10 protein-coding genes are annotated in these 12906 nt (G+C 69.2%); 7 read left to right on the forward strand and 3 right to left on the reverse strand.

All coding sequences use genetic code 11. The features are described from left to right. Positions 1–254: 254 nt before the first annotated feature. Complete coding sequence (gene pstS / locus AC07O8_RS08595) at positions 255–1343, reverse strand: phosphate ABC transporter substrate-binding protein PstS (protein WP_495047625.1); 1089 nt, start codon at positions 1341–1343, stop codon at positions 255–257. Between the two features lie 251 nt (positions 1344–1594). Here pstS and AC07O8_RS08600 point away from each other — a divergent pair, with 251 nt between their 5' ends. Next, on the forward strand, positions 1595–3913 hold the full coding sequence (locus AC07O8_RS08600) for an NADP-dependent malic enzyme (RefSeq protein WP_495047626.1): 2319 nt from the start codon (positions 1595–1597) through the stop codon (positions 3911–3913). Between the two features lie 128 nt (positions 3914–4041). Here the strand turns inward: AC07O8_RS08600 and AC07O8_RS08605 are convergent, their stop codons facing one another. Beyond that, positions 4042–5049, reverse strand: a complete 1008-nt coding sequence (locus AC07O8_RS08605) for a PEP-CTERM sorting domain-containing protein (protein WP_495047627.1) — start codon at positions 5047–5049, stop codon at positions 4042–4044. A 365-nt stretch (positions 5050–5414) separates the two neighbouring features. Here AC07O8_RS08605 and pyk point away from each other — a divergent pair, with 365 nt between their 5' ends. After that, positions 5415–6845: a pyruvate kinase gene (pyk, locus tag AC07O8_RS08610; protein WP_495047628.1), complete on the forward strand. Its 1431-nt coding sequence runs from the start codon at positions 5415–5417 to the stop codon at positions 6843–6845. A 28-nt stretch (positions 6846–6873) separates the two neighbouring features. Further along, complete coding sequence (locus tag AC07O8_RS08615) at positions 6874–7650, forward strand: substrate-binding periplasmic protein (RefSeq protein WP_495047629.1); 777 nt, start codon at positions 6874–6876, stop codon at positions 7648–7650. Positions 7651–7665: 15 nt separating this feature from the next. Here AC07O8_RS08615 and AC07O8_RS08620 read toward each other — a convergent pair whose 3' ends face one another. Then, a complete protein-coding gene (locus tag AC07O8_RS08620) occupies positions 7666–8685 on the reverse strand; it encodes an ATP-binding protein (protein WP_495047630.1) in 1020 nt (339 codons plus the stop codon). A gap of 418 nt (positions 8686–9103) precedes the next feature. On the opposite strand from AC07O8_RS08620, the gene fba reads away from it, so the two are divergent. From fba to AC07O8_RS08640, 4 genes are all read left to right on the forward strand, one after another. Then, complete coding sequence (gene fba, locus AC07O8_RS08625; RefSeq protein WP_431049875.1) at positions 9104–10168, forward strand: class II fructose-bisphosphate aldolase; 1065 nt, start codon at positions 9104–9106, stop codon at positions 10166–10168. 99 nt (positions 10169–10267) lie between these two features. Next, positions 10268–10693, forward strand: coding sequence for a gamma-glutamylcyclotransferase family protein (locus AC07O8_RS08630; protein WP_495047631.1), 426 nt, complete (start codon positions 10268–10270; stop codon positions 10691–10693). 97 nt (positions 10694–10790) lie between these two features. Continuing rightward, positions 10791–11687 (forward strand): phosphoribosylaminoimidazolesuccinocarboxamide synthase, encoded by an 897-nt coding sequence (locus AC07O8_RS08635; RefSeq protein ID WP_495047632.1) that lies wholly within the window; start codon positions 10791–10793, stop codon positions 11685–11687. A gap of 68 nt (positions 11688–11755) precedes the next feature. Continuing rightward, positions 11756–12859, forward strand: coding sequence for a hypothetical protein (locus AC07O8_RS08640; RefSeq protein WP_495047633.1), 1104 nt, complete (start codon positions 11756–11758; stop codon positions 12857–12859). Positions 12860–12906 lie beyond the last annotated feature (47 nt).

The raw sequence follows: 12906 nt of genomic DNA on the forward strand, positions 1-12906 counted from the left end.
GTCATCCTCAACGCCATCTTCAAAACCGGCCAACCCTGGAGAAGTGCCGAGGGCGCTTGACACGGTTGCTCTCCCGCGGTGCGGGAGAGGGAGTCCGACCGGCTCACTTCTTACCGTTCTTCCGTTGCCTGGCGGCACCCTTCTTACTCCCTCTCCCGCTTGCGGGAGAGGGCAGGGGTGAGGGCCAGCGGCGGTGGAAGTACTGAAGCTTTCCTGCGTCCTCTCCTGCGCTGCCGGAGAGGGCTGGAACGACTTCAGATCCCCAGATAAGCCGGCAGCTTCCCATCCGCCGGCTTGACCGCAGCGAAGCGCGCGGCCAGCTTCGATTGCAGCGCGACGGGCAGCGGCGCGAACCCGGTGCCGCGCGTCAGGTCGTCGCCGTGCATGAAGCACCAGTACAGGAAGCTCATCACCGGCGCCGCGCCGACGCTGGTCGCGGGGGCCGCGTCGATCAGGATGAAGCTGGTCATCGTGATGGGCCAGCTCTCCGCGCCGTCGCGGTCCATCAGCGAGGCCAGGTCGTCGCCCTTGCGCGAGAGGTCGCTGTTGGCGATCGCGGACTTGAAGCCGGTCTCGCCGGCTGCCACCCACTGGCCGGCGGCGTTGCGCAGGCGCACGCCGTTGAGCCTGTCGCGCTGCACGCGGTCGTAGCTCACGTACGCGATCGTGCCGGGCGCCGCTTTCAACGCCTTGGCCATGCCGTCGTTGCCTTCGGCCGCCTCGACCTCGCCGGGCCACTTCGGCTGCGCGTTCACGCCGATGTCCTTGGCGAAGGCCGGCGACACCGCAGCCAGATAACGCGTGTAGCCCTCGGTGGTGCCGGACTTGTCGGCCCGCACGATGCGCTTGACCGGCAGCGCCGGCAGCGCGACGCCGGGATTCAACGCCGCGATGCGGCCGTCGTTCCACTTCGCGACGCGTCCCATCATCAGCTCGGCCAGCAGGTCGCCGGTGAGCTGCAGGCGGCCCTCCGGCACCCCCGGCAGGTTGACCACCGGCACGATCCCGCCGACCAGCATCGGGATCTGCACGAGCTTGCGCTTGGCCAGCTCGTCGGCCGCCAGCGGCGAGTCGCTGCCGCCGAAGGCCACGCCGCGCGCGGTGATCTGCTTGACGCCGTCGCCGGAGCCGGTCGGCTTGTAGCTCACGACCTGACCCTTGGTCTTCTCATAGGCCGAGGCCCAACGGCTGTAGACGAGCGAGGGGAACGAGGCCCCGGCCCCAGCCAGCGCGGCGGTCTGTGCGAACAGGGCGCGCGGGGCGCCGAAGGCGAGGGTGACGGGCAGGGCGGCGGTCAGGCGAAGCAGCGCACGACGCTGCGAAGCAGGGGAGGAGGCAGGCACGGCGGAACTCGGAAGAGGTAGTCGACAGCGGGGCGCATTCTAGTGAGCACGTTCTTCGCACGTCGTGATGGGCGCACGGCTGCCGGCACTTGCGCGCGGATCTAGGGAGCTTGCTCCAACTTGCGGGCAATTCCCGATGCGGGTGCCACCGCGTGCATCGGCCATTGCCATCTTTGCATGGGAGTTAAAGCTGAATTCATCGCGCCGCCGGAGCCGGAGGATTAAGCTTTGCGCCCCCGACGGAGATTTGCATGACCGACAAGAACGACGGCCTCGACCTCAGCCCGGCCGAGGCCGCATTGCGCGAAGCGGCGCGGGAGTACCACCGCTTCCCGACGCGCGGCAAGATCGCCGTCACGCCGACCAAGCCCCTGGCCAACCAGCGCGACCTGTCGCTGGCCTATTCGCCGGGCGTCGCCTATCCCTGCCTCGACATCGAGCAGGACCCGTCCCTGGCCGCCGAATACACCTCGCGCGGCAACCTGGTCGGCGTCATCACCAACGGCACCGCGGTGCTGGGCCTGGGCGACATCGGCCCGCTGGCCGCCAAGCCGGTGATGGAAGGCAAGGGCTGCCTGTTCAAGAAATTCGCCGGCATCGACGTCTTCGACATCGAGCTGGCCGAGCGCGATCCCGACAAGCTCGTCGAGATCATCGCGGCGATGGAGCCCACGCTGGGTGGCGTCAACCTCGAGGACATCAAGGCGCCCGAGTGCTTCTACATCGAGAAGCAGCTGAGCGCGCGCATGAACATCCCCGTCTTCCACGACGACCAGCACGGCACGGCGATCATCTCGAGCTCGGCGCTGCTGAACGGCCTGGAGCTCGTCGGCAAGGACATCGGCGCGGTGAAGGTGGCGGTGTCGGGCGCGGGCGCCGCGGCCATCGCCTGCCTGGACGTGATGGTCGGCCTGGGCGTGAAGCGCGAGAACGTCTTCGTCGTCGACTCCAAGGGCGTGATCCAGAGCGAGCGCGCCGACGCCGCCAAGCTCGACGAGTCCAAGCAGCGCTACTGCCAGATCACTCCGGCGCGCACGCTGGCCGACGTCGTCAAGGATGCGGACGTGTTCCTGGGCTGCTCGGCCGCCGGCGTGCTGACCGCCGAGATGGTCAAGACCATGGCGCGCCAGCCGATCATCCTGGCGCTGGCCAATCCGGAGCCGGAGATCCGCCCCGAGCTCGCCAAGGAAGCGCGCCCCGACTGCATCGTCGCGACGGGCCGGTCGGACTATCCGAACCAGGTCAACAACGTCCTGTGCTTCCCGTACATTTTCCGCGGCGCGCTGGACTGCGGCGCGACCAAGATCACCGAGGCGATGAAGCTCGCCTGCGTGCGCGAGATCGCCGAACTGGCCAAGGCCGAGACGCCCCCCGAAGTCGCCGCCGCCTATGCCGGGCAAGACCTGGCCTTCGGTCCCGACTACATCATCCCCAAGCCCTTCGACAGCCGGCTGATCCTGCGCATTGCGCCGGCGGTGGCCAAGGCGGCCGAGGAGTCCGGCGTCGCCACGCGTCCGATCAAGGACATGGCCGCCTACCGCGAGCAGCTCTCGCGCTTCGTCTATCAGACCGGCATGTTCATGCGCCCGGTCTTCGCCGAAGCGAAGGCCCATCCGGCCCGCGTCATCTACGCCGAAGGCGAGGATGAGCGCGTGCTGCGCGCGGTGCAGGTGGCGCTCGACGAAGGCCTGGCCAAGCCGACGCTGATCGGCCGTCCCGAAGTCATCGCGATGCGCCTGAAGCGCGCCGGGCTGCGGATCAAGCTGGGCGAGGACGCCCTTGTCATCGATCCCGAGAACGACCACCGCTTCCGCCAGTACTGGGAGGCCTACCACCAGGTCATGGGCCGCAACGGCTTCACGCCGGAGATGGCCAAGTCGGCGGTGCGCCGCTCCAACACGACGATCGGCGCGCTCGCGATCCAGCTCGGCGACGCCGACGCGATGATCTGCGGCACGGTCGGCCGCTTCGACTCGCACCTGGAACACATCCAGAACCTGATCGGCCTGAAGCCGGAAGTCTCCAACTTCGCGACAATGAACGCGCTGATGCTGGAGCAGCGCACGCTCTTCATCGCGGACACCTTCGTCAACGAAGACCCGACGGCCGAGCAGCTCGCCGACATCGCCTGGCAGGCCGCCGAGGAACTGCAGCGCTTCGGCCTGCCGCCGAAGGTGGCCTTCCTGTCGCACTCGATGTTCGGCAGCAGCAAGCGCGCGTCGGCGGTCAAGATGCGCCGCGCCCGCGACCTGTTCGCCGCCGCTTATCCGACCATCGAATGCGATGGGGAGATGCATGGCGACGCGGCGTTGTCGGAGGACGTGCGGAACAACTTCCTGCCCGAGTCGACGCTGTCCGGTTCCGCGAACCTGCTGGTGCTGCCGACACTGGACGCGGCGAACATCCTGTTCAACGTGCTCAAGGTCGTCGGGGGGCAGGGCGTCACCGTCGGGCCGATCCTGCTGGGCGCGAAGCGGCCGGTGCACATCCTGACGCCGTCGGCGACCGTGCGACGGATCGTCAACATGACGGCGCTGGCGGTCGCGGACGTGAAGGCCGCGAAGGACTGAGCGGGATCGGCCCGACCGGGGTCCCCTTCGCTCCATCTCCCTCCTTCACTTGCCTGCCGGCAAGTGAATTCCCTCCCTAAGTTGCGCGAAGGGGACCCCGGTCGGGCCGATCCGATTCAGCGAGGTCTTCAACGACGACGGCGGCGCCAGGCGACGAGGCCGGCCGCGCCGGCCAGCATCAGTGCCCAGCTGCCGGGCTCGGGAACCGCAGCGGCCAGCAGGCCGTCCGGTCCGTAGGCGGTGCCGGAGACTGAGGCCACGTTGAAGCTCGTGATCGTCTGTCCGCCGGCCGTCGTGTAGATGCCCTTCAGCAGCGCGGTGCCGAGGAAGTCCGACGACAGGCTCGCGTTGATGCAGCACGGCGAGAGCTGCGTGCGCAGCGCTACCTCGACATCGAAAGGCACACCCCACTGGAACGAGAAGTTGCCCGTGCTCGTCACCAGGCCGCTGCCCGAGAAGGCGCCCGGCGACGTGATGAAGCTGCCCGGCGACCAGGTGCCGCCGCCGCGCAGGTAAGGCTCGCCGTCGTTCACGATCGTCGCCATGAACGAGTCCCACGGTCCACCCTTGTTGCCGTTGAAGCGCATGCCCAGCGCCAGGTCGACCTGCTGCGTGGACGGCGCATGCGGACTGCTGCTCATCGCGCCTTCGACGAGGAAGCCCAGGTTCAAGGTGCCCGCCGTGCCAGTCGTGATGCCAGGTGCCGTGATCGTCCAGGTGTCCTGGAATCGCGCGAACGACGCGGCCTGGTGGTAGATGAAGGCAGAGGTCGTCCCCGTCATCGTGCCGCTGGCCGAGACACCCAACCTGCCGTACGAGGCGATCGCATCGGCCTGGCCGGTGAAGGTGCCCCCGCTGCCCACGGTCGCGGTGACGGCTTGCGTGGACACCAGCGTGCCGCCCGCGGCCACCTTGTTGTCGATGCCGCCGGACAGGCTGCAGCCGGCGAAGCCCTCCGTCGGCAGCGCGATGCCGGCAAACCAGCCGTCGCCGATGGTCGGTCCACTGGTGGCGCAGGCGAAGGGACTGCCCGATCCTTGCGCCTGGCCGCCCACGGCGCCGGCGTAGGCTTGGACCTCGGCGGACGCGCCCGTCGGCGCCACCCCGCTGAGCAAGGCGGCAAGGCATGCGGCCAAGCCGCCTGCAATCCGCGCGCGGCGCGGGCTTGGAAGATGAGTCGCCATCGTGATGCTCCAGCTGTCGGAAGGACCGGCGGATGGTGAGCGCGTCAGCCGCCGATCCGTCCCCCTAGGACCCGCGTGTTGGCGCCGGAAGCCGTGAATCAGCGACACGGCGCCGCGCGTTGGGCCCGGGAGTACGCGATGCGAAGTGGGAGGCGTCGGGATGGTGCATGCGGTGCGCTTCAGGTGCGCCATTCGCGCGGGCGATCATGACGTCATGCAGCGTTGGAAACTCAGCGGTAACCTGTCGAAACTGGCCTCGTCGAGGTTTGACGGCCCATAATTGCCCGCTGTAACTAAATTTCAGACAGAGACAAGACATGTCCCGTGCCACCAAGATCGTCGCCACCCTCGGTCCCGCGTCTTCTTCTCCGGAGGTGCTGGAACGGATGATCCAGGCCGGCGTCGATGTGGTGCGGCTGAACTTCTCGCACGGCAAGGCGCAGGACCACATCGACCGCGCCCGCATGGTGCGCGAGGTCGCCGCCCGCGCCGGTCGGCAGGTGGCCATCATGGCCGACCTGCAGGGACCGAAGATCCGCGTCGGCAAGTTCGAGAACGGCAAGATCGAGCTGGTGAACGGCACGCCCTTCGTGCTGGACGCCGACCGCACCGAGCCCGGCAACGAGATGGTCGTGGGCCTGGACTACAAGGAACTGCCGCGCGACGTGAAGCCCGGCGACACGCTGCTGCTCAACGACGGCCTGCTGGTGCTGACGGTGGAGGCGGTGCGCGGCTCGCAGGTGCACACGATCGTCAAGCAGGGCGGCGAGCTGTCCAACAACAAGGGCATCAACAAGCAGGGCGGCGGCCTGACCGCGCCCGCCCTGACCGGCAAGGACATGGAGGACATCAAGACCGCGATGTCCTTCCAGTGCGAGTACCTGGCGGTGAGCTTCCCCAAGAACGCGACCGACATGGAGATGGCCCGCCAGCTGGCCAACGTGGCCGGCGAGCCCTTCCGCCACAAGCCGGGCATGATCGCCAAGATCGAGCGCTACGAGGCGATCCCGCATCTGGAGGCGATCCTGAAGGCCTCCGACGGCATCATGGTCGCCCGCGGCGACCTGGCCGTGGAAGTCGGCAACGCCGCCGTGCCCGCGCTGCAGAAGCGCATGATCAAGATGGCGCTGGAACTCGACAAGGTCTGCATCACCGCGACGCAGATGATGGAGTCGATGATCGTGAACCCGGTGCCGACCCGCGCCGAGGTGTCCGACGTCGCCAACGCCGTGCTCGACGGCACCGACGCCGTGATGCTGAGCGCCGAGACCGCCGCCGGCCGCTTTCCGGTCGAGACCATCCAGCAGATGGCCGCGATCGCGCTGGAGGCGGAGAACGCCGAGTTCGTGACGCTGGACACCGACTTCGCCAACCGCCAGTTCGGCCGCATCGACCAGTCGATCGCGATGGGCGCGCTGTTCACCGCGCACCACCTGGGCTGCAAGGCGATCGTGGCGCTGACCGAGTCCGGCTCCACCGCGCTGTGGATGAGCCGCCACCGCATCCACGTGCCGATCTACGCGCTGACCTCGCAGGTGCTGACGCATCGCAAGATGGCGCTGTACCGCAACGTGACGCCGCTGATGATGCCCAACTTCAACGACCGCGACGAGGCGTTGAAGGCCGCCGAGGACCTGCTGATCGAACGCGGCGTGCTGATGCCGGGCGACACCTACGCGATCACCTGCGGCGAGCCGATGGGCTACCCGGGCGGCACCAACATGCTGAAGGTCTGCCGGGTCGGCTGACGAGTCAGCCGACACCCGGAGCCGCTCCGTGACACCACTGCGCCGCCGCGATCTGCTGATCGGGGGCCTGGGCGCGGGGCTGGCGGCCGGGACCGTGCTCGCACAAGGCGACGCGGGCATCGATGCCGCTCCGGGCGCCGCCGCGGACGGCCGGGAACCGGTCCGGCTCGCGATCGGCGAGCAGACGCACCAGCCCTTCGTCCTGCCGCTTCTGAAGCAGATCGCCGAGGCGGCCGACCTGCAATGGGAATTGCTGCTGCTGCCCTGGCCGCGCGCGCTGCTGGGGGCGGAACTGGGCCGGCATCTGGTCTTCGGGCTGTCGCGCAATCCGGCGCGGGACAAGGTCTTCGCGTACAGCCAGCCGGTCTTCGTGAGCCGCGGCTGGCTGGTCGTGCCGAAGGCGCGGCCCCTGCGCTTCGACAGGCTCGAGGACCTGCGCGGCCACGCGCTGTGCGTGGCGCGCGGCGCGACCTACGGCGCGGCGTTCGAGGAGGCCCGGCAGAAGCAGCTGTTCCACGTCGAGGGCGGCGGCACCGATCTCGGCGGCCGCGCGCGCATGCTGGCGGCGGGACGCTGCGACGCGTTGATCGCGACCCACCGCGGCAGCGCCGCCGCGCTGGAGCGGCGCTTGCGCGCGCTGCGCAACGGGGCGCAGTTCCAGGTGTTGCCCAAGCCGGTGGTGGAAGAGGGCATCGTGTTCGGCGCGGCCAAGGGCAGCGAGCCCGCCGCGCTGCTGCCGCGTCTGGACCAGGCGATCGCCCGCAGTCGCGCCGCGCTCCAGGCCTTGGTCGACAGCGATCTCTGACGCGCGGATCCGTCCTCAGGCGTTGCGCGCGGCCTGCACCAGCGCGGCGATGCGCGGCGTCATGTTCAGGGGCACGAGTTCCACTTCGTGGTGCGCCCGTGCGAAGACGCGGAACAGTTCATCCGCGAAGGCGTGACCGACATCGGTGACACCGTCGAAGTCCACTTCCGCCCGCTTGAACTGCGGCAGCCGCGCCGCCACGCGTCGCGCCTGCGCGCGGGAATCGAGCATCTGCCCCGCGACGACGACCAGGTTCAGCATCACCCGCGTCTGGTCGAAGGCGATGCCGGTGCCGTCGACGCTCCACTGCTCCAGCACCTGCTCCAGCGTGCGCGTGCTCTCCAGCGACATCGCCATGTAGATCGAGCTGCCCTGGCGCGGCAGGCCCTTGCCGTCCTTCCACGCGTTGCCCTCCCAGGCGCGGCGCTGGAACGCCTTGCCGTTGGCGTGGATGTCGAAGACGTCCGCCAGCTGCGAGCTGAAGAACAGCCCGCGCCCGGTGTGCGCCTGCGGCTGCGTCGTGAGCCGGCCCTTGCTCAGCTCCAGCATCGCGTGGCGCGCGTCGGTCAGCTCGTAGGTGTCGCGGATCTTCTCGAAGACGCCGCAGCCGTCGTCGGACACCAGCAGCTGCGCGTGGGTCGGCGTCTGGCGCAGCGACACGGTGACGCTGGTGCCGCCGCTGTGGTCGATGGCGTTGTTCACCAGCTCGGTGAAGCCGTGCTGGATCATCCGCGCGACGTTGCGCGGCAGGGTGAAGTGGGGCGCGTAGTCGCGCTGCCAGACCACGTCCTCCATCAGCCCGTGCAGCGTGTAGCTGCGCGCCACCTGCCGCAGCGCGCCCGGCCCGAAGACCGGCCGGCGAGCCGTGCCCGAGCGCGTCAGCCAGTGGGCGTCGACCAGGCGGCGCAGCGCGTTCAGCGTGGCGCGGTGGCTGGCGCCGGTGCGCTCCTCGACGAAGGCAGGGAGGTCGAGCGAGTGCTCGTTGGCGGCGGCGGTGATCCAGAGCGTGAGCTGATCGATCGCGAGGCGGGTCATGGAATTCCTGGAAGCGGCGGTCGCGTGGGCGGTCCTCGCCGCCGGCGGCGGGGCAAGGCACGGCGCTTGCTCCGACGGGCCGGGACGCCCGGGCGACAGCCTACCGGCCGCTTCCGCCGCCGCGCAAGCGCACAGACCCCTGTCCGGGGGGAGCGCGCTTGCGCGGATGCGGTCCTCGCCCGTCTTCGCCCGTGCACGTGCGCTGGCCCGGCGGCCGGCCAGGGGGCGCGGCCCTGACGGGTGGGCCATGCAGGCGACTGGTATGGCACCAGTTCAGGGGGAGCCCCAGGTTGGTTACAGGGCCGTCATGGGGGCTCGCTAGAATCCCGAACAGTTACGGCGCGGTTACGGCGAGGTCGACGACACGGTGCGTCGCCTGCCCGCGGCCCAGGATTTTTCACTATCTCGGAGAACTCTCATGGCACTCGTCTCGATGCGCCAGTTGCTGGACCACGCAGCTGAACAGGGCTACGGCATTCCGGCATTCAACGTCAACAACCTGGAGCAGGTGCAGGCCGTGATGGCCGCCGCCGACGAGGTCGGCGCCCCGGTGATCCTGCAGGCCAGCGCCGGCGCCCGCAAGTACGCCGGCGAGGCCTTCATCAAGCACCTGATCCAGGCCGCGGTCGAGGCCTACCCGCACATCCCGCTGGTGATGCACCAGGACCACGGCACCAGCCCGAAGGTCTGCGAGGGCGCGATCAACCTGGGCTTCGGCTCGGTGATGATGGACGGCTCGCTGATGGACGACGGCAAGACCCCGTCCAGCTTCGACTACAACGTGGACGTGACCCGCCGCGTCGTGCAGATGGCGCACAAGGTCGGCGTCACCGTCGAGGGCGAGCTGGGCTGCCTGGGCAACCTGGAGACCGGCGACGCGGGCGAGGAAGACGGCATCGGCGCCGACGTCAAGCTGGACCACAGCCAGATGCTGACCGATCCGGAAGAGGCGGCGACCTTCGTCAAGGCGACGCAGCTGGACGCGCTGGCCATCGCCATCGGCACCAGCCACGGCGCCTACAAGTTCTCCCGCAAGCCCACGGGCGACATCCTGGCGATCTCGCGGGTCAAGGAGATCCACAAGCGCATCCCCAATACCCACCTGGTGATGCACGGCTCGTCGAGCGTGCCGCAGGAGCTGCTGGCGATCATCAACCAGTACGGCGGCAAGATGAAGGAGACCTTCGGCGTGCCCGTCGAGGAGATCCAGGAAGCGATCAAGCACGGCGTGCGCAAGATCAACATCGACACCGACATCCGCCTGGCGATGACCGGCGCGGTGCGCAAGTTCCTGTTCGAGAACCCGGACAAGTTCGACGCCCGCGAATGGCTGAAGCCGGCCCGCGAAGCCGCCAAGCTGGTCTGCAAGGCGCGCTACCTGGAGTTCGGCTGCGAAGGCCAGGCCCCCAAGATCAAGCCGCGCAGCCTGGTCGACGTGGCCGCCGCCTATGAGCGCGGCGAGCTGGCGCAAGTCGTCCAGTAAGCTCCGGACGCGTCAGAACGTCCCCGAACGGACCGGCCTCGCGCCGGTCTTTTCATTTCTGCCCGCCTCATCTCCGTACTCGTCTTTGGGAATCCGCTCATGGCACATGCGTTCACCTACGGCACGCTGATGTGGCCGGACATCATGGCCCGCGTCTGCGGTACCGACGCCGAGCCCGCCGCGCCGCCAGTGGCGGCGACGCTGGCCGACCACGCGCGCCATCCGGTGCGGGGCCACGACTACCCGGGGATGGTCCCGGCGACCGGCCATCAGGTCGTCGGCCGGCTCTACCTCGACGTGCCCGACGCGGCGTGGGCGCGACTGGACCGCTTCGAGGGCGAGGACTACGAGCGCCACGAGGTGCTGGTGACGCTGGCCGACGGCAGCTGGCAGCGGGCCTGGACCTATCTCTTCAAGCCGGGCGCCGTGTCCCGGCTCGATGAGGGCGACTGGGACGAGGCGCGCTTCGAGCGGGAAGGCAAGACGCGCTTCGTCTCGCGATACGTCGGCTTCACGTCGATCTGAGGCGTCCTGAAGCGGATCGACGGGTCGCCCCGCGTCGGCGGGCAGTCTTGAGCCGCCTCTAGAATCCCGGCTTTGCCGTTCCGCCCGACCGCACACCATGACCGCCGCCCTGCACACCTCGTCGATCACCTCCCTTCCCCTCATCGCACGCGGCAAGGTGCGCGAGAACTACGCGGTCGGCGAGGACCGCATCCTCATGATCGCGTCGGACCGCATCTCGGCCTTCGACGTCATCATGAACGAGCCCATCCCGGGCAAGGGCGCGCTGCTGACGAAGATGGCGCTGTTCTGGTTCGACAAGCTCGACGGCATCGTGCCCAACCACCTGACCGGCGACGATCCGCTGTCGGTGGTGACCGAGGCGGAGAAGGCCCAGGTCCGCGACCGCGCGATGCTGGTCAAGCGCCTGAAGCCGTTGCCGATCGAGGCGGTCGTGCGCGGTTACCTGGCCGGCAGCGGCTGGTCCGAATACAAGGCCAGCGGCAAGGTCTGCGGCGTCGAGCTGCCCGCCGGCCTGCAGAACGCCAGCAAGCTGCCGCAGCCGATCTTCACCCCCGCGACCAAGGCGGAGATGGGCGACCACGACGAGAACATCGATTTCGAGCGCTGCGCGGCCATCATCGGCCGCGAGCTGGCCGAGCGCGTGCGCGACATCGCGATCCAGCTCTACCAGCGCGCCGCCGACATCGCGCTGACCAAGGGCATCATCATCGCGGACACCAAGTTCGAGTTCGGCCTGGACGCCGACGGCACGCTGACGCTGATGGACGAGGTGCTGACGCCCGATTCCTCGCGCTACTGGCCGGCGGAGAGCTATGCGGTCGGCAGCAACCCGCCGAGCTACGACAAGCAGTTCCTGCGCGACTGGCTGGAGCAGGCGACGGTGGACGGCCAGCCCTGGGGCAAGGTCGCGCCGCCGCCGGCCCTGCCCGAGGACGTGATCGTCAACACGTCCGCCAAGTACCAGGAAGCGCTCGACCGGCTCACCCGCTGAGGCCCGGCATGCCTGACGCCCCAGCCCCGCCCCCGGCCGCTTCCGCCGCTTCCGCTGCCCCGGGCCCCGTGGTCATCAAGTCCCGGCTCCTGAAGCAGCTGGACAAGGACATCGCCGCCGCGACCTCGCCGATGGCCGCGGCCGCGGCGCGGGCCAAGCGCGCAATGCTGCTGGCGCGTCACGGCGCGGTGGGCGAGGCGCGCGAGGCGCTGACGGCGCTGCACCAGCTCTCCTTCCAGCATCCGCATCCGGAGATCGGCGCCTGGCTGCACATGGCCGAAGGCCTGATGAGCTACTACAACGGCTTCGTCGCGCAGCAGGCCTGGGACCGCATCCAGCGCGCGCATGCGATCGCGGGCAGCTCGCCCGCGCTGATCGAGGTGCGCGTGCTCGCGTCGGCCTGGCTGTCGCAACTGGCCTTCATCCGCCACGATCCGGTGGCGCTGGTCGATTACGCCCAGCGATGCCTGGGCGAGGCGCTGCCCGAGCACAACGTGGCGCAGGCCCGCCTGGCGATCACGATGGGCCTGGCCTGGCACTACGCCGGCGACCTGGCGTCCGCGCAGCGCTGGTACATCCGCGCGCGCCGCCACGCGTCGGTGGAGGGCGACGATGCGTCGCTGTCGGCGCTGATGTTCAACATGGCCGGCATGCGGGCGTCGCAGCTGCGGCGCGAGAGCCTGTCGAGCCAGTCGTGGCGCGGGTCCGGGGTGATGCTGTCGGTGGACTCGGTGCACCACTTCGACGAGGCCGTCGGCGCGCAGATGATGACCGAGCTGACACCGGTGCTGCGCGCGCAGGTGCTGACGATGCAGGGCGGCTTCGACGAGGCCAGACGCCTCTACGAGGAGCATCTGCCGCAGGCCATGTCGCTGGGGCTGGAACGCCTGGGCAGCAGCCTGCTGTCGGACCTGGCGTGGTGCCGGGCCAACCTCGGCCAGCGCGAGCACGCGCTGCATCAGGCGCGCGAGGCCGAGATCGAGCTCGATCCCGAGTGCGAGCTCGACGATCGGGCGATCACGCACAGTCGGCTGGCGCAGACCTTCCGCATGCTCGACGAGACGGCCGACGCGGATCGCCACCAGGCGCTGGCCGACGAGGCCTGGCGGCAGTTCTTCGAACAGCAGCAGCAATGGCGCGACCTGCTCGCGGGCAGCGCGCTCGAAGCCTGAAGCCACCCCTTGGCGAAAGGGCATGAAGGCTTCAGCACTTCCACCGC

Source organism: Roseateles sp. GW821-FHT09G09 (assembly GCF_059415965.1).

What these genes read in the sequence shown, in the direction of transcription:
- AC07O8_RS08600 (WP_495047626.1), top strand. Translation starts at nt 1,595, where the DNA reads ATGACCGACAAGAACGACGGCCTCGACCTCAGCCCGGCCGAGGCCGCA.
- pyk (WP_495047628.1), top strand. Translation starts at nt 5,415, where the DNA reads ATGTCCCGTGCCACCAAGATCGTCGCCACCCTCGGTCCCGCGTCTTCT.
- AC07O8_RS08620 (WP_495047630.1), bottom strand. Translation starts at nt 8,685, where the DNA reads ATGACCCGCCTCGCGATCGATCAGCTCACGCTCTGGATCACCGCCGCC.
- fba (WP_431049875.1), top strand. Translation starts at nt 9,104, where the DNA reads ATGGCACTCGTCTCGATGCGCCAGTTGCTGGACCACGCAGCTGAACAG.
- AC07O8_RS08630 (WP_495047631.1), top strand. Translation starts at nt 10,268, where the DNA reads ATGGCACATGCGTTCACCTACGGCACGCTGATGTGGCCGGACATCATG.
- AC07O8_RS08635 (WP_495047632.1), top strand. Translation starts at nt 10,791, where the DNA reads ATGACCGCCGCCCTGCACACCTCGTCGATCACCTCCCTTCCCCTCATC.